Source organism: Streptomyces sp. Go-475 (assembly GCF_003330845.1).
Classification (GTDB): Bacteria; Actinomycetota; Actinomycetes; order Streptomycetales; family Streptomycetaceae; genus Streptomyces.
On the sequence record NZ_CP026121.1, the window covers coordinates 1,951,356 to 1,966,795 of the forward strand.

13 protein-coding genes are annotated in these 15,440 nt (G+C 70.9%); 7 read left to right on the plus strand and 6 right to left on the minus strand.

The genetic code is table 11. From position 1 onward, the window contains the following. Window position 1: 1 nt before the first annotated feature. Window positions 2-3,022: an excinuclease ABC subunit UvrA gene (gene uvrA / locus C1703_RS08955; protein ID WP_114251398.1), complete on the minus strand. Its 3,021-nt coding sequence runs from the start codon at window positions 3,020-3,022 to the stop codon at window positions 2-4. Window positions 3,023-3,244: 222 nt separating this feature from the next. Here uvrA and C1703_RS08960 point away from each other — a divergent pair, with 222 nt between their 5' ends. From C1703_RS08960 to C1703_RS08980, 5 genes are all read left to right on the plus strand, one after another. Then, a complete protein-coding gene (locus C1703_RS08960) occupies window positions 3,245-3,934 on the plus strand; it encodes a maleylpyruvate isomerase family mycothiol-dependent enzyme (RefSeq protein ID WP_114251399.1) in 690 nt (229 codons plus the stop codon). Window positions 3,935-3,969: 35 nt separating this feature from the next. Beyond that, window positions 3,970-4,626, plus strand: coding sequence for an MBL fold metallo-hydrolase (locus C1703_RS08965; RefSeq protein WP_114251400.1), 657 nt, complete (start codon window positions 3,970-3,972; stop codon window positions 4,624-4,626). 322 nt (window positions 4,627-4,948) lie between these two features. Next, window positions 4,949-5,824, plus strand: coding sequence for an ABC transporter substrate-binding protein (locus C1703_RS08970; RefSeq protein WP_114251401.1), 876 nt, complete (start codon window positions 4,949-4,951; stop codon window positions 5,822-5,824). Next, window positions 5,821-6,714, plus strand: coding sequence for an amino acid ABC transporter permease (locus C1703_RS08975; protein WP_114251402.1), 894 nt, complete (start codon window positions 5,821-5,823; stop codon window positions 6,712-6,714). Before C1703_RS08970 ends, C1703_RS08975 begins: the two co-directional genes overlap by 4 nt. Further along, window positions 6,711-7,463, plus strand: coding sequence for an amino acid ABC transporter ATP-binding protein (locus C1703_RS08980; protein ID WP_114251403.1), 753 nt, complete (start codon window positions 6,711-6,713; stop codon window positions 7,461-7,463). Before C1703_RS08975 ends, C1703_RS08980 begins: the two co-directional genes overlap by 4 nt. A 67-nt stretch (window positions 7,464-7,530) precedes the next feature. Here the strand turns inward: C1703_RS08980 and aroQ are convergent, their stop codons facing one another. Continuing rightward, a complete protein-coding gene (gene aroQ / locus C1703_RS08985) occupies window positions 7,531-8,004 on the minus strand; it encodes a type II 3-dehydroquinate dehydratase (RefSeq protein WP_114251404.1) in 474 nt (157 codons plus the stop codon). A 103-nt stretch (window positions 8,005-8,107) separates the two neighbouring features. On the opposite strand from aroQ, the gene C1703_RS08990 reads away from it, so the two are divergent. Beyond that, window positions 8,108-9,154, plus strand: a complete 1,047-nt coding sequence (locus C1703_RS08990) for a S66 peptidase family protein (protein ID WP_114251405.1) — start codon at window positions 8,108-8,110, stop codon at window positions 9,152-9,154. A gap of 95 nt (window positions 9,155-9,249) precedes the next feature. Further along, window positions 9,250-10,524: an MFS transporter gene (locus C1703_RS08995; RefSeq protein ID WP_114251406.1), complete on the plus strand. Its 1,275-nt coding sequence runs from the start codon at window positions 9,250-9,252 to the stop codon at window positions 10,522-10,524. A gap of 8 nt (window positions 10,525-10,532) precedes the next feature. Here C1703_RS08995 and C1703_RS09000 read toward each other — a convergent pair whose 3' ends face one another. The 4 genes from C1703_RS09000 to C1703_RS09015 form a co-directional block, all read right to left on the minus strand. Then, the gene (locus C1703_RS09000) at window positions 10,533-11,633 is read right to left on the minus strand and encodes an ionic transporter y4hA (protein ID WP_114251407.1); all 1,101 of its coding nucleotides are present in this window, start codon (window positions 11,631-11,633) and stop codon (window positions 10,533-10,535) included. 71 nt (window positions 11,634-11,704) lie between these two features. Beyond that, window positions 11,705-12,010, minus strand: a complete 306-nt coding sequence (locus tag C1703_RS09005) for a hypothetical protein (RefSeq protein ID WP_114251408.1) — start codon at window positions 12,008-12,010, stop codon at window positions 11,705-11,707. Window positions 12,011-12,139: 129 nt separating this feature from the next. Continuing rightward, the gene (locus C1703_RS09010; protein ID WP_114251409.1) at window positions 12,140-13,141 is read right to left on the minus strand and encodes a TerC/Alx family metal homeostasis membrane protein; all 1,002 of its coding nucleotides are present in this window, start codon (window positions 13,139-13,141) and stop codon (window positions 12,140-12,142) included. Window positions 13,142-13,372: 231 nt separating this feature from the next. Next, complete coding sequence (locus C1703_RS09015) at window positions 13,373-15,397, minus strand: TerD family protein (protein WP_114251410.1); 2,025 nt, start codon at window positions 15,395-15,397, stop codon at window positions 13,373-13,375. Window positions 15,398-15,440: the final 43 nt, after the last annotated feature.

Here is a 15,440-nt window from a genome sequence, read left to right on the forward strand (position 1 = left end):
CTCAGCCCTTGGTCGTGCGCGTGGTCTTCTTCGCGGCGGCCTTCGTGGTCTTGGCGGCTGTCTTCTTGACGGCGGTGCTGTTGACCGTCTTGGTGGCGGTCCTGCCCGTCCTGGACTGCGCGGGGACGGTCTTCTTGGCCGTCCTGCGCGGTGCCTTCACCGAGGAGGCGTCGCTGACGCGGTCGGCGCCGAGGATCTCCCGCAGGAACTTGCCGGTGTGGCTCGCGGGGACCCCGGCGACCTGCTCGGGCGTGCCCTCTGCGACGACCAGGCCGCCGCCGGCTCCGCCCTCGGGGCCCATGTCGACGATCCAGTCGGCGGTCTTGATCACGTCGAGGTTGTGCTCGATGACGATGACCGTGTTGCCCTTGTCGACCAGGCCGGACAGGACCTTCAGCAGCTTGCTGATGTCCTCGAAGTGCAGACCGGTGGTCGGCTCGTCCAGGACGTAGACCGTGCGGCCGGTGGAGCGCTTCTGCAGTTCGCTGGCGAGCTTCACGCGCTGCGCCTCGCCGCCGGAGAGGGTGGTCGCGGCCTGGCCGAGCCGGACGTAGCCGAGGCCGACGTCCTTCAGGGTCTTCATGTGGCGGGAGATCGCGGGGACCGCCTCGAAGAACTCCGTGGCCTCCTCGATCGGCATGTTCAGGACGTCGGCGATGGACTTGCCCTTGTAGTGGACCTCCAGGGTCTCCCGGTTGTACCGGGCGCCGTGGCAGACCTCGCACGGGACGTAGACGTCCGGGAGGAAGTTCATCTCGATCTTGATGGTGCCGTCGCCCGCGCAGTTCTCGCAGCGGCCGCCCTTGACGTTGAAGGAGAAGCGGCCGGGCTGGTAGCCGCGGACCTTCGCCTCGGTGGTCTCGGCGAACAGCTTGCGGATGTGGTCGAAGACTCCGGTGTACGTGGCCGGGTTGGAGCGGGGGGTGCGGCCGATGGGCGACTGGTCCACGTGCACGACCTTGTCGACGAGGTCGTCGCCGTCCACGCGCGTGTGCCGCCCGGGAACGTTCCTCGCGCCGTTCAGCTCGCGGGCCAGGTGCGTGTACAGGATGTCGTTGACCAGGGTCGACTTGCCGGAGCCGGAGACGCCGGTGACGGCGGTGAACACGCCCAGCGGGAAGGAGACGTCGATGTCCTGGAGGTTGTTCTCCCGGGCGCCGTGCACCGTGAGCTGCCGGGACGGGTCCAGCGGGCGCCGGATGTCGGGCAGCGGGATGGCCTTCTTGCCGGACAGGTACTGGCCGGTCTGCGACTCCTCGTTGGCGAGCAGCTCCTTCAGGGAGCCGCTGTGCACGACCTTGCCGCCGTGCTCACCGGCGCCGGGGCCGATGTCGACGACCCAGTCGGCGGTCTTGATGGTGTCCTCGTCGTGCTCGACGACGATGAGCGTGTTGCCCATGTCCCGGAGCCGCACCAGGGTCTCGATCAGCCGGTGGTTGTCCCGCTGGTGCAGGCCGATGGAGGGCTCGTCCAGGACGTACAGGACGCCGACGAGGCCGGAGCCGATCTGGGTGGCCAGGCGGATGCGCTGGGCCTCGCCGCCCGAGAGCGTGCCGGCCGCGCGGTTGAGGGAGAGGTAGTCCAGGCCGACGTCGACCAGGAACCGCAGCCGTTCGTTGACCTCCTTCAGCACGCGCTCGGCGATCTTCTTGTCGCGGGCGGTGAGCTTCAGCTCGCCCAGGAAGTCCGCGCAGTCGCTGATGGACATGGCGGAGACCTCGGCGATGGACTTGCCCATGATCGTGACCGCGAGGACGACCGGCTTCAGGCGCGTGCCCGCGCAGGTGGGGCAGGGCACCTCGCGCATGTAGCCCTCGAAGCGCTCGCGGCTGGCGTCGCTCTCCGCCTCGCTGTGCCGGCGCTTGACGAAGGGGACGGCGCCCTCGAAGGCCGTGGTGTACCGGCGCTCACGGCCGTAGCGGTTGCGGTAGCGGACCTCGACCTGGGTCTTGTGGCCGTGCAGCAGGGCCTTCTTGGCACGCTGCGGCAGGCCCGCGAAGGGGATGTCGGTACGGAAGCCGAGCGCGTCGGCCAGGGCGCCGATGAGGCGGCCGAAGTAGTCCTTGGTGTGGCCGTGCGACCAGGGGTGGATGGCGCCCTCGTCGAGGCTCTTCTCCTCGTCCGGGACGATCAGCTCCGGGTCGACCTCCATGCGCGTGCCGATGCCGGTGCAGTCCGGGCAGGCGCCGAAGGGCGAGTTGAAGGAGAAGGAGCGGGGCTCCAGCTCCTCGAAGGACAGGTCGTCGTACGGGCAGTACAGGTGCTCCGAGTACATGCGCTCGCGCTCGGGGTCGTCCTCCGGGAGGTCGACGAAGTCGAGCACGACCATGCCGCCGGACAGGCCGAGGGCGGTCTCCACGGAGTCGGTCAGGCGGCGCTTGGCGGAGTCCTTGACGGTGAGGCGGTCGACGACCACCTCGATGGTGTGCTTCTCCTGCTTCTTCAGCGTCGGCGGGTTCGACAGCTGGATGGTCTCGCCGTCCACCCGCGCGCGGGAGTAGCCCTTGGTCTGGAGGTCGGCGAAGAGGTCGACGAACTCGCCCTTGCGCTCGCGCACCAGCGGCGACAGCACCTGGAAGCGGCTGCCCTCGGGCAGCTCCAGGACCCTGTCGACGATGGCCTGCGGCGACTGGCGGGAGATCGGGCGGCCGCACTCGGGGCAGTGCGGCTTGCCGATGCGCGCGAAGAGCAGGCGCAGGTAGTCGTAGACCTCGGTGATGGTGCCGACCGTGGAGCGCGGGTTGCGCGAGGTCGACTTCTGGTCGATGGAGACAGCCGGGGACAGGCCCTCGATGAAGTCGACGTCCGGCTTGTCCATCTGGCCGAGGAACTGCCGGGCGTACGAGGAGAGCGACTCCACGTAGCGCCGCTGTCCCTCGGCGAAGATGGTGTCGAAGGCCAGCGAGGACTTGCCCGACCCCGACAGGCCCGTGAAGACGATGAGCGAGTCGCGCGGGAGGTCGAGCGAGACGTTCTTGAGGTTGTGCTCGCGCGCTCCACGAACGATGAGACGGTCGGCCACGCCGGTCCGCACCTTTCTTGAGAGAAGTGACAGGGGCGGGGCCCCCGTCTTTCTCAGACTAGGGGGAGCCACTGACAACGCCGGTCGGATTCACGGGTTGCCAACAAACCCCGGCTCTCCAGCATGCCCGACGCCACGTCCGACCATATAGCACGTGCTTTCGATTTACGGCACTGGTGCACCACCTTCACCCGAAGGTGTGGCGGGGCTAGGGTCAGCACCATGATTGATCACGCGCATGACCTGGCGTCTGTACGTGACGCCACCGAGCTGCTGCTGAGCGCAGTCGGCAAACTGGACAACGCCTCTGTGACGGAGCCGTCACGGCTGCCCGGCTGGACCCGCGGCCACGTCCTGGCCCACCTCGCCCGCAACGCGGACGCTCTGGTGAACGTCCTGGAGGGCCGCCCCATGTACGTCTCCGGCGAGGCCCGGGACGCCGACATCGAGCGGGACGCCCCGCGCGCCCTCGACGTCCACCTCGCCGACCTGCGCGAGAGCGCGGCCCGCTTCCAGGCAGCCGCGGACGCTCCGGCGGACTGGTCGCGCACGGTCGAGCTGCGGGGCGGGGTCACGGACTCCGCGTCCCGGGTGCCGTTCCGCCGGTGGGTGGAGGTGGAGCTGCACCACGTGGACCTGGGGATCGGGTACGAGCTGGAGGATCTGCCGGCGGAGTTCACGGAGCGGGAGATCGCCTTCCTCGCCGACCGGTTCTCCGGGCACCCCGAGGTGCCCTCCACGCGCCTCACGGACGGCACGCGCGCGTGGAGCACGGGACGGGAGGCGGACGACGGGCCCGGGGTGACCGTCACCGGCCCCCCGGCCGACCTGCTGGGCTGGCTCGCGGGCAGGCGCACCGGAGCCGTCCTGACCGTGGCCGGCGGCCCGCTCCCGGCCCTGCCCCCGCTGTAGGCCCGGGGCCGTTCCCCCGCTATAGGCTGGCGGACATGACGTACAGCGGACAGGTGACGGTCGGCGGACCTGCCGACGTGCACGAGCTCAAGGACCTGATGATCACCAAGATCGCGGTGGGTCCGATGAACAACAACGCCTATCTGCTGCGCTGTCGCGCCACCGACGAGCAGTTGCTGATCGACGCCGCGAACGAGGCGGCCACGCTGCTCGGCATGATCGGTGACGACGGCATCGCGTCGGTCGTCACGACCCACCGGCACGGCGACCACTGGCAGGCGCTCGCCGAGGTCGTGGCGGCCACCGGCGCCCGCACCTACGCGGGCCGGGACGACGCCGAGGGCATCCCCGTACGGACCGACGTCCTGGTCGACGACGGCGACACCATCCGGGTGGGGCGCGTGGAGCTGACCGCGCGCCACCTGGTCGGGCACACGCCCGGCTCGATCGCCCTCGTCTACGACGACCCGCACGGGCACCCCCATGTGTTCACCGGGGACTGTCTCTTCCCCGGCGGTGTGGGCAACACCCACAAGGACCCGAAGGCGTTCGCCAGCCTGATCCACGACGTCGAGACGAAGATCTTCGACGTCCTCCCGGACGAGACGTGGGTGTATCCGGGGCACGGCAACGACACGACCCTGGGCGCGGAACGCCCGCAGCTGCCGGAGTGGCACGCGCGCGGGTGGTGAGCCACTGCGCGGGGCGCACGCGTGGGGCTCGGTATGCCGCGCACGCGCCCCGTGTGAATCATTCGCACACGCCGGCGTCGAACGTACGCTCCCCCTCCACGTAGTTGCGCAGTCAACTGGTAGGAGCCCCGCGCAGGATGACGGCTCCTGGGCGGATGGGCCGCCGGCCTGTCGATCCCCGCCCTCGGCCGGCGGCCCCGGCGTCCGCCGAAATCGCGCTCACGCGGGGCGCGTTCACACGACTGCAACACCCGTTCCCATCATCCGGACATCTGTTGCCGTGACCTCGACAAACGGGAGCGTCGACTGCCACTCTCCCGCCATGCATCCTGCTCCGCGCGCCCTGCGCCGCGCTGCCGTCGCCGTCGCCCTCCTCGCCGCCGCCGTGAGCTGTGCCCCGCAGCCGGAGGCGTCCTCGGGCAAGCCCTCCGCATCGGCCACACACGCGTGCGCCCGGGGCAAGCTGACCACCGAGACCCCGGGCAAGCTGACCGTCGCCACCGACGAACCCGCGTACGAGCCCTGGTTCCAGGACGACGACCCCGCGAACGGCAAGGGCTTCGAGTCGGCGGTCGCGTACGCCGTCGCCGAGGAACTCGGGTACGGCAGGGACAAGGTCGTCTGGCAGACCGTCCCCTTCAACAAGGCCTTCGCTCCGGGCGAGAAGACGTTCGACTTCGACATCAACCAGGTGTCCATCAGCGAGGAGCGCAGGAAGGCCGTCGACTTCTCCTCCGGCTACTACGACGTGCGCCAGGCCGTCGTCGCGCTGAAGGGCTCCAAGGCCGCGAAGGCGAAGAGCATCGCCGACCTGAAGGACGTGAAGCTGGGCGCCCAGGTGGGCACCACCAGCCTCGACTACATCGACGACGTGGTGCGGCCCACGCGGCCGGCCGCCGTGTACGCCAAGAACGACCAGGCCAAGTCCGCCCTGAGGAACGGCCAGGTCGACGCGATCGTCGTCGACCTGCCCACCGCCTTCTACATCACCGGCGCCGAGATCACCGACGCGACGATCGTCGGTCAGTTCGAGAACCAGGGCGGTACGCCGGAACAGTTCGGACTCGTGCTCGACAAGGGCAGCGCGCTCACCCCCTGCGTCTCGCGGGCCGTGGACGCGCTGCGTGCGGACGGCACACTGGGGAAGATCGAGCAGCAGTGGCTGTCCGACGCCGTCGACGCGCCGGTGCTCAAGTGACGCTGAACAAAGAGGAGCGCACCGAGGGCTCCGGAGAGCCCGACGTCTACGTCCCGTCCCGGCGACGCCTGGACCGTGAACGCTACCGGCGTGCCCGCGCCCGGCGCGCCACCGCGATCGGCGCGCTGTCGACGCTCGTCACCGGAGCCGTCCTCTACCTGGTCGTCGTCAACGCCCCGGGCTGGCCGCGCACCAAGGAGACCTTCTTCGACTGGGGGTACGCGCGCGAGGCGTTCCCGAAGGTGCTCGAAGGGCTGTGGCTGAACGTCCGGCTGCTGCTGGTCTGCGGAGCCGCGGTGCTCGTCCTCGGCATGCTGATCGCCGTCGCCCGGACGCTGCGCGGCCCGGTGTTCTTCCCGCTGCGCGTCCTGGCCGCCGCGTACACGGACTTCTTCCGCGGGCTGCCGCTCATCATCAACCTGATGATCGTCGTCCTCGGTGTCCCCGCGCTGCGGCTCCAGGGAGTGACCGTCGACCCGGTGCTCCTCGGCGGCACCGCGCTCACCCTGACCTACTCGGCGTACGTCGCCGAGGTGTTCCGCGCCGGCATCGAGTCCGTCCACCCCTCGCAGCGCGCCGCGGCCCGGTCCCTCGGGCTCAGCAACCGGCAGGCGCTGCGGTACGTGGTGCTGCCGCAGGCGGTGCGCCGCCAGGTGCCGCCGCTGCTGAACGACCTGGTGTCGCTGCAGAAGGACACCGGGCTCGTCTCGATCGGGGGTGCGGTGGACGCCGTACGGGCCGCCGACATCATCGTCGGCCGCAGCCTCAACTACACGCCGTACATCGTCGCGGGTCTGGTCTTCGTCGCGCTGACCATCCCCATGACCCGTTTCACGGACTGGGTGACGGCGCGCATGGACCGCCGGCGGGCCCAGGGAGGAGTCGCATGAGCGAGACGCCCGTGCTGCGGATGGAGTCCGTCCGCAAGACCTTCGGCGGCTCGGTCGTCCTGCGGGACGTCGACCTGGAGGTCGCGCCGCACACGGTCACCGCGCTGATCGGCGCCTCCGGCTCCGGCAAGTCCACGCTGCTGCGGTGCGCGAACCTGCTGGAGGAGATCGACGACGGGGCGATCTGGCTGGACGGCGAGGAGATCACCGACCCGCGCGCCGACCAGGACGCCGTGCGCCGCCGGATCGGCGTGGTCTTCCAGGCGTACAACCTGTTCCCGCACATGACGGTCCTGGAGAACATCACGCTCGCTCCGCGCCGGGTGCACGGCGTGCCCCGGGCCGAGGCCGAGGCACGCGCGCGTGAGCTGCTGGAGCGGCTGGGGCTGGGCGGCAGGGCGGACGAGTACCCCGACCGGCTCAGCGGCGGCCAGCAGCAGCGTGTGGCGATCGTCCGTGCCCTGGCCGTACGCCCCCGGCTGCTGCTGCTCGACGAGATCACCGCCGCCCTCGATCCCGAGTTGGTCGGCGAGGTCCTCACCGTCGTCCGCGGCCTCAAGGACGAGGGCATGACCATGGTGCTGGCCACACACGAGATGGGCTTCGCGCGGGAGGTGGCCGACCAGGTGTGCTTCCTGGAGGGCGGGGTGGTGCTGGAACGCGGTACCGCGGAGCAGGTCTTCGGGGATCCGCGGCAGGAGCGCACGCGGCGCTTCCTGCGGCGGATCGTGGAGGCGGGGCGGTTGTGAGGAAGTGCTGTAAGGGGGCGGGCTGTAAGGGCCGGTCGCCTGGTCGGCGGGGCTTACCGGCAGCGGCTCAGGTGTCTGCCTGCCCCGCCCCCGCCAGCGCCGCGACCCGCTCCACGCCGAACACGTACCCCTGCACCCCGCAGCCCGCGATGACGCCGTCGGCGCGCAGCGAGACATAGGAGTGGTGCCGGAAGGTCTCGCGCTGATGGATGTTGGAGATGTGGACCTCCAACACCGGCATGCCGTCACAGGTGTTGAGGGCATCCAGGATGGCGACGGAGGTGTGCGAGTAGGCGCCCGGGTTGATCACGATGCCGCAGTGGTTCATGCGCGCCTCGTGGATCCAGTCCACCAACTCGCCCTCGTGGTTGGACTGGCGGAAGTCGACCGTGCCGCCGTGCGCGGCCGCGGCCTTGGCGCACAGGGCCTCGACGTCGGCGAGGGTGTCGGAGCCGTAGATCTCCGGCTGGCGCTGGCCGAGCAGGTTCAGATTGGGGCCGTTGAGGATCATGATCGGGGCGTTGGCCAGGGTGCGGGGCACGGTTCCTCCGGTCCGGTCAGGGTCGGGCGGCCCATGGAGGACCGCTGCTCACAGCCGGTTTATCACGGTGCGCCGACAGCCCGCCGGGCCGTAGCCTCCCGGCATGACGAGCCCCCTCTACCCTCCCAAGCCGTCCCCCGGGGACGGCATCGCCGTCATCTCGGCCTCCGGAGGCCTGCCGGAACTCTTGCCGCTCCCCTACGAGCTGGGCCTGGAGCGGCTGCGCGAGGAGTACGAGCTGGAACCGGTCGAGTATCCGACGACCCGGAAGACGGGGTCGACGCCCCAGGAACGAGCCGCCGACATCCACGCCGCCTTCGCCGACCCGGACATCAAGGCGGTCATCGCGTCGATCGGCGGGGACGACCAGATCACCGTGCTGCCGTACCTGCACCGTGAGTTGATCCGTGCGAACCCGAAGCCGTTCTTCGGGATGAGCGACAACACCAACCTGCTCGCGTTCCTGCGCAACAGCGGCATCGTCGCCTTCCACGGCGGCAGCGTCATGGGCGAGCTGGGCCGCCCCGGGGCCATGCACCCGCAGACCGCCGACTCCCTGCGCGCGGCCCTGTTCACCCCCGGACCGTACGAGCTGCGGCCCGCCGAGCGGTGGCGCGACATCGACCGGGACTGGGCCGACCCGGCGACCTTCGACGCCGAGCCGGAGACCCGGCCCGGGACCGGCTGGGCCTGGGTGAACCCCGATCGGGTGGTCGAGGGCCGCACCTGGGGCGGCTGCCTGGAGATCGTCGGCTGGCTGCTGATGGCCGACCGCGAGATCGCGCGCGACCTGTCCGAGTACGAGGGGGGCGTGCTGCTGCTGGAGACCTCGGAGGAGATGCCGAGCGCCACGGAGGTCTACCGCACCCTGCGGAACATGGGCGAGCGGGGGCTGCTCCAGCGTTTCCCGGCGCTGCTGATGGGGCGCCCGAAGACGTGGTTCTTCAACCGGCCCAACCGCCCCGAGGAAGCCGCCCGGTACGCCTCCGACCAGCGCGAGGCCGTCCTGCGCGCCATGCGGGACTACGCCCCCGACACCTTGATCGTCTTCGACGTGGACTTCGGGCACACCGATCCGCAACTGGTGATCCCCTACGGGGGCACGGTGCGTGTCGACGGACCGGACCGGCGCATCACGGTCACGTACTGAAGGCCCCTCAAGCCCTCCACGCGCCCCCGTAACCGCCGGTCACCGTGGGTAGTTGACGCGGCATGCACGACGTACGCACCGTAAGGGCACCTTCCATGCCGCGCCTCGCGGCCGCCTCGCTCGCCGGCACGGCCATCGAGTTCTACGACTTCTTCGTCTATGGCACCGCGGCGGCCCTGATCCTGGGGCCACTGTTCTTCCCGACCTTCTCGCCGGTGGCGGGGACCCTGGCCGCCTTCGCCACCTTCGGCGTGGGCTTCGTGGCCCGGCCGCTGGGGTCCGTGCTGTTCGGGCACATCGGGGACCGGCGCGGGCGACGACCGGTCCTAGTGGCCTCCCTGCTGCTCACCGGCGCCTCCACGGTCGCGGTCGGCTGCGTGCCGACGTACGACACGATCGGCGTGGTCGCTCCCCTGCTGCTCCTGGTCCTGCGCTTCCTGCAAGGGCTGGGGCTCGGCGGCGAATGGGGCGGTGCGGTGCTGCTGACGGTGGAGCACGCCCCCGCCGAGCGGCGCGGGCTGTGGTCGAGCTTCCCGCAGGTCGGGCCCGCGCTGGGGTTCCTGCTCGCCAACGGTGTGGTGCTGGGCCTGTCGGCGACGTTGTCCGAGGCGCAGTTCGCCGCGTGGGGGTGGCGGGTGCCGTTCTGGGCGGCGGGCGTGCTGGCCGTGGTGGGGCTGTGGCTGCGTTCGTCGCTCGCCGAGAGCCCCAGTTTCCTGGAGATCGACGACCACGCGCGCGTGCCGCTCGCCGAGGTCGTACGCCACCACTGGCGTCTGCTCCTGCTGACCGGCGGCGCCCTCGCGATCGGCTACGCGATCTTCTACGCCGTGACGACCTGGTCCCTCTCCTACGGCACGGAACAGCTCGGGGTGAGCCGCACGGTCATGCTGACGTGCATCATGGGCGCGGTCGTCGTGAAGGGCGCGCTCACGCCGCTGGTGGCGCTGCTCGGGGACCGGTACGGCCGCCGCCCCCTGTGCCTGGCCGGGTGCGCCGCCGCCGCCCTGTGGATGTTCCCGATGGTCGCGCTGCTCGCCACCGGCGCGCCGCTGCCGATGTTCCTGGGCTTCCTCGGGGCGATGCTCGCGTTCATCACGATGTTCGCCGTGATCGCCGCGTATCTGCCGGAGCTGTACGAACCGCGGGTGCGCTGCACCGGCGCCGCCGTCGGCTACAACCTCGGCGGGGTCGTCGGCGGCGCCCTCACGCCGATCGCGGCGACGGCCCTCGCCGAGCAGGGCGGGCGGGTGCCGTGGGGTGTGGCCGCGTATCTGACGGCGATCGCGCTGCTCAGCCTGGGCTGCTTCGCGCTGCTGCCGGAGACGCGTCCGGTGCCGGTGGGAGCGGCCGCGGAGCCTGCTTCCGGCTGACCGCCGGCCTAGGGATTGATCGCCAGTTCCAGGTACGCCGCGAACAGCACCAGATGGACGCCGCCCTGGAGCGGCGTGGCCCGGCCCGGCACCACGGTCAGCGACGCCACCACCACCGTCAGGGCGAGCAGCACCATGTGGGTGGCGCCGAGGCCGAGGACCAACGGACCGGAGAGCCAGACGGACGCGAGCGCCACGGCGGGGATGGTCAGGCCGATGCTGGCCATCGCCGAGCCGAGGGCGAGGTTCAGGCTGGTCTGCACCCGGTCGCGGCGGGCGGAGCGCAGCGCGGCGATGGTCTCCGGGAGCAGGACCAGCAGCGCGATGATCACGCCGACGACGGCATGGTGCAGCCCGGCGGCCGCCACTGCGGACTCGATGGTGGGCGACACCCCCTTGGCCAGGCCGACCACGCCGATCAGGGCCAGGCCCAGGAGCCCCAGGCTGATCTGGGCGGCTCGGGCGGAAGGAGCCGCGGCGTGCTCCTCCGCGGTGATCACCTCGCCCTGCCGGGTGATGGGCAGGAAGTAGTCCCGGTGCCGCACGGTCTGCGTCGCGACGAACAGGCCGTAAAGGATCAGCGAGGAGAGCGCCGCGAAGGTCAGCTGGACGGTGGAGAACTCCGGGCCCGGCTTGCTCGTGGTGAACGTCGGCAGGACCAGGCTGAGCGTGGCCAGGGTGGCGACGGTCGCCAGCGCGGCGCCGGTGCCCTCAGGGTTGAAGACCGCCGTGCCGTGCCGCAGCGAGGCGACCAGGAGGCAGCAGCCGACGATGCCGTTGCAGGTGATCATCACGGCCGCGAAGACCGTGTCGCGGGCGAGCGTCGAGCTCTTGTCGCCGCCGTCCGCCATCAGGGTGACGATGAGGGCGACCTCGATGATCGTGACGGCGACGGCGAGCACGAGGGAGCCGAACGGTTCGCCGACCCGGTGGGCCACCACCTCGGCGTGGTGCACGGCGGCCAGGACGGCTCCCGCCAGCACCAGGGTCACCAGCGCGACGATCGCGGCCGGAAGATCGCGCCCCCAGGTGAGGACCAGCAGGACGGCGGCGAGCAGCGGCACCAGGGTCGTCCACTGTGCCGTGAGCGGCCTGCGCCGAGCGATCATGCAGTGATCGTCGCAGACGTGAAGGGGGCCCGCACTCCGGTCGTGCGGGTCCCTTCGGTTGCGCGGCCCGGCTACTTGAGGTCGCGTGCGTCCAGCAGGTCGCAGTTGGTGTACACCCGCTCCCCGAGGCAGAGCGCGCCCAGTTGCTCCGCCAGCCTGCTGGTCTCGGGGTCGTCGCTGTTGCGCATGGCCTCGTCGTACGACTCGAACTCGATCAGCGCCAGGTAACGGCGCGGATTGTCGCGGTCCTTCAGGAGCATGCGGTGTGTGGGGCCGCCGCCCGCCCGGTCGGCGAAGCGTTGCCCAGCCTCCTCGAGGAGCTGCTCCATCTCGTCCAGGCGCTCGGTCTCGAAGTCGATGATCTGCACGAACTTCATGGCACCTCCAGCCGGCCACGGCGCCCCCGGGCCGGGGACGCGCTCAAGGAACAAGCAAGCACCGGGACCGGTGGTCGGCAATTCGCCGAGCACCGGTCCCGGTGCTGGTTGTTCCTCCGTCCGGCGTGGTCAGACGTCGATGCTGTCCTTCGGGGCGCTTCCACTCCGCGTCTGCGCCGCCTCGGCCGCCGCCTGCTTCTTGGAAGCCCGCAGGCTGGTGATCGTGGTGACGATCAGGACGGAGCAGATCACGCCGAGCGAGACCGGAATGCTGATCTCGGGGACGTGCACCCCGGACTCGTGCAGGGCGTGCAGCACGAGCTTCACGCCGATGAAGCCGAGGATGATCGACAGGCCGTAGGAGAGGTGGACCAGCTTCTTCAGCAGGCCGCCGATGAGGAAGTACAGCTGCCGGAGACCCATCAGGGCGAACGCGTTGGCCGTGAAGACGATGTACGGGTCCTGGGTCAGGCCGAAGATCGCCGGGATGGAGTCGAGGGCGAAGAGCACGTCCGTCATGCCGATCGCGAGCATCACGACCAGCATCGGGGTCATGACCCGCTTGCCGTTCTGCTGGATCCACAGCTTGGTGCCGTGGTAGCGGTCGGCCACGCCGAAGCGGCGCTCAGCGGCCTTGAGGAGCTTGTTCTCCTCCCACTCCTCGTCGTCCTCATCCGCGCGGGCCTCCTGGATGAGCTTCCAGGCGGTCCAGATGAGGAAGGCGCCGAAGAGGTAGAACACCCACGAGAAGCTGGCGAGGATCGCGGCGCCGGCGGCGATGAAGATCGCGCGCAGGACGAGGGCTATGAGGACACCGATCAGCAGCACACGCTGCTGGTACTGCGAGGGCACCGCGAACTTCGCCATGATCAGGACGAAGACGAACAGGTTGTCCACGCTCAGTGACTTCTCGGTGATGAAGCCCGCGAAGAACTCACCGGCCGGCTGGCCGCCGCCGAACACCAGCAGGCCGAGCCCGAAGAGCACGGCCAGGACGATCCAGACGACCGTCCAGATTCCGGCTTCCTTGATCGATACGTCGTGCGGCTTGCGGCCGATGAAGAAGTCGACGGCGATGAGGGCGGCAAGGCCCACGATCGTCAGGACCCATAGGGTCACGGAAACATCCACTGCGCCTCCGGCAGTCGTCACGGCAAATGTCAGCGTCGTAGCTGCCGGAGGTCTCTTCCACCCAACGATGGGCCGACGCCCCGGGAGCAGGCCGTATCGACCTGATCCGTATTGACGGGTACGCCGCAGCAGACAGGGAGTACTCCCCTCCGTGCCGACAACAGTACCCAATCACCAAGAACAGGTAAAGCGCTTGGCAAAAGAAAGACCAAAATCCCTGGTCGGAGGGCTTTACGAGTACTTGGTGCGGGCGGCTGCGACCTGGGCGAGCACCTGGTGGAGGACCTGGCTGCCCGGCGGCACGAGCGTCGGCTCGTACGTCCAGGCATGGCCGACCCAAGGGTCGGCGAGGTGGTCGTCGGGCACTGGCGTCAGTCGCAGCAGCGAACGCCACAGCGGGTCGAGCAAAGGCCCGTAGCCGGAGGACTCCTCGCGGTCGGCCACCATCATCAGGTGGACGCCGAAGGCGGGCCCCTCGTCTGCGAGGTAGCGCAGCTGGTTCACGGCCCGGTCGTCGAAGCCGTGCGGGAAGTCGTTGACGATCAGCAGCTGCTGTGAGGTGTCGAAACCGGGCGGGAGGGAGTCGGCGGCGCCTCCCCGGACCGCCATCTGCACCAGGTCGACCCGCTGGGTGAGCCGGGTCAGCACGTCCGTCACCCCGGCGGCGCCGCGCGCGGGCGGGGCCGCGAGCACACCGCTGTGCACGAGGGGCGCCAGCGGTTGGGCTCCCGAGCCTGCCGGGTCGATGACGTGGACGGTGAACTCGCCCGCCGGATAGACGGCGAGCAGCCGAGCCGCGTGCGCGACAGCCGTCTCCATGGCGAGACGCCCCAGGGCGTGCGCGTCGGTGAACAGTCCCTCGGACGACTCGGTCCGTCCGCTGTCGATCCACAGACCCCGCTCCAGCGGCAGCCGGACCAGCATCGGGATGCGGATGCGGTCGGCCTCGGGGAGACGCAGGTCGCCCAGGCGCAGGGCCATGGGGATCTCCATCGGCACCCGGTAGGCGTGCCACACGGGGTTGTCCCAGCGGGCGTAGGCCGGCGGCAGGGCGGGTTCGACGACGTCGGCCTCGGCCTTGAGCTGCGCGAGGTCCCGGTCGAGGGCTTCCCTGGCCCGGTCGACGAGCTGGGCGTACCGGGCGCGGGCCGCCTCGCGGGCGGCGTCGCCCTGCCCGCCGATCCGGCTGCGCGGGTCGGACAGGACCTGTTCGAGCTCCTTGTCCATGCGCGACTCGGCGAAGTCGACGGCGCTGCGGTAGGCGGCGGTGGTGCGGGCGAGGTCCTCGAACATGCCCCACACCTGGTTGTACAGCCGCTCCTCCATGGACCAGCCGGTCGCGTCGCCCGCGACGGGCTGCGCGGGCTGTCCGGGTGCGGCCGGGGGCGCGGTGGGCGGAGGCGGGGGCGGAGCGGCGTTCCGGCGGCGCGGATGGCTGTAGTCGATCGGGCCGCCGCCCGCGGTGGGGGCGGCGGGCTGGGTGACGGCCGAGGGGTCCGCGGCGGCGCCCGGATACCCCGGCGGCTGCCCCTGCCCGCCGGACGCCGACCCGCCGGACGGCTGGCCGCCGTACGGGGACATCGGGGGTACCGGGCCGGGTTGGGGCGCCGTGCCGCCCTGGTCCGGGCCGAGGGCGGGGGCCGCCGCCTGCCGGGAACGGTCGCCGTCCGCCGTGCGCGGCGGGGCTGCCTGCACCGAGCGGGCCAGCCCCTGGGCCACGGCGTCGTTGATGCTGCCGACGAGCTGCTGGGCCTGCGGCAGCCCCTGGTCGGTGAGGAGTTCGGCGAGGCCGCCCGCGTAGCCCTGGCCGACGGCGCGCACCTTCCAGGCGCCCTGCCGGCGGTAGAGCTCCAGCGCGACGACGGCCGACTCGGCGTCCAGGCCGGTGATCGTGTAGCTGGCCATCTCGGCGCCGTCGAGGCCGGTGACGGCGACGAACGGGGCGGCCACGGCGCCGAAACGGACCGGGCCCGCCCCGCCGACGGGCAGGGCGAGCAGCACGCTGACGCGGTGGACGGTCTCCGGCATGGCGCCCAGGTCCACCGCGAGACGGTGGTCGGCGGCGGCCTGCCGGGAGACCTCGAGACCCGGCTGGGTGGGCGCGCCCGGGTGGGCCACCCCCTCCACGCCGTGGATCCTCCCGGCCTCGTCGCTGAGCGCGGCCGCGGCCACGATCGGCGTGCCGGCCGAGACCCGGATCTCGAGACGGACCTGGGAGAGCGGGTGATTCTGCCCCCGCACCAGCTCGGCCGTCATCGCCTTCGTCCCCCTGTGTCGTTGTGTGGTGTCGTGTGCCGCC

What these genes read in the sequence shown, in the direction of transcription:
- C1703_RS08965 (WP_114251400.1), top strand. Translation starts at nt 3,970, where the DNA reads ATGACGTACAGCGGACAGGTGACGGTCGGCGGACCTGCCGACGTGCAC.
- C1703_RS09005 (WP_114251408.1), bottom strand. Translation starts at nt 12,010, where the DNA reads ATGAAGTTCGTGCAGATCATCGACTTCGAGACCGAGCGCCTGGACGAG.
- C1703_RS08990 (WP_114251405.1), top strand. Translation starts at nt 8,108, where the DNA reads ATGACGAGCCCCCTCTACCCTCCCAAGCCGTCCCCCGGGGACGGCATC.
- C1703_RS08980 (WP_114251403.1), top strand. Translation starts at nt 6,711, where the DNA reads ATGAGCGAGACGCCCGTGCTGCGGATGGAGTCCGTCCGCAAGACCTTC.
- C1703_RS08960 (WP_114251399.1), top strand. Translation starts at nt 3,245, where the DNA reads ATGATTGATCACGCGCATGACCTGGCGTCTGTACGTGACGCCACCGAG.
- C1703_RS08995 (WP_114251406.1), top strand. Translation starts at nt 9,250, where the DNA reads ATGCCGCGCCTCGCGGCCGCCTCGCTCGCCGGCACGGCCATCGAGTTC.
- C1703_RS09015 (WP_114251410.1), bottom strand. Translation starts at nt 15,397, where the DNA reads ATGACGGCCGAGCTGGTGCGGGGGCAGAATCACCCGCTCTCCCAGGTC.
- C1703_RS08970 (WP_114251401.1), top strand. Translation starts at nt 4,949, where the DNA reads ATGCATCCTGCTCCGCGCGCCCTGCGCCGCGCTGCCGTCGCCGTCGCC.
- C1703_RS09000 (WP_114251407.1), bottom strand. Translation starts at nt 11,633, where the DNA reads ATGATCGCTCGGCGCAGGCCGCTCACGGCACAGTGGACGACCCTGGTG.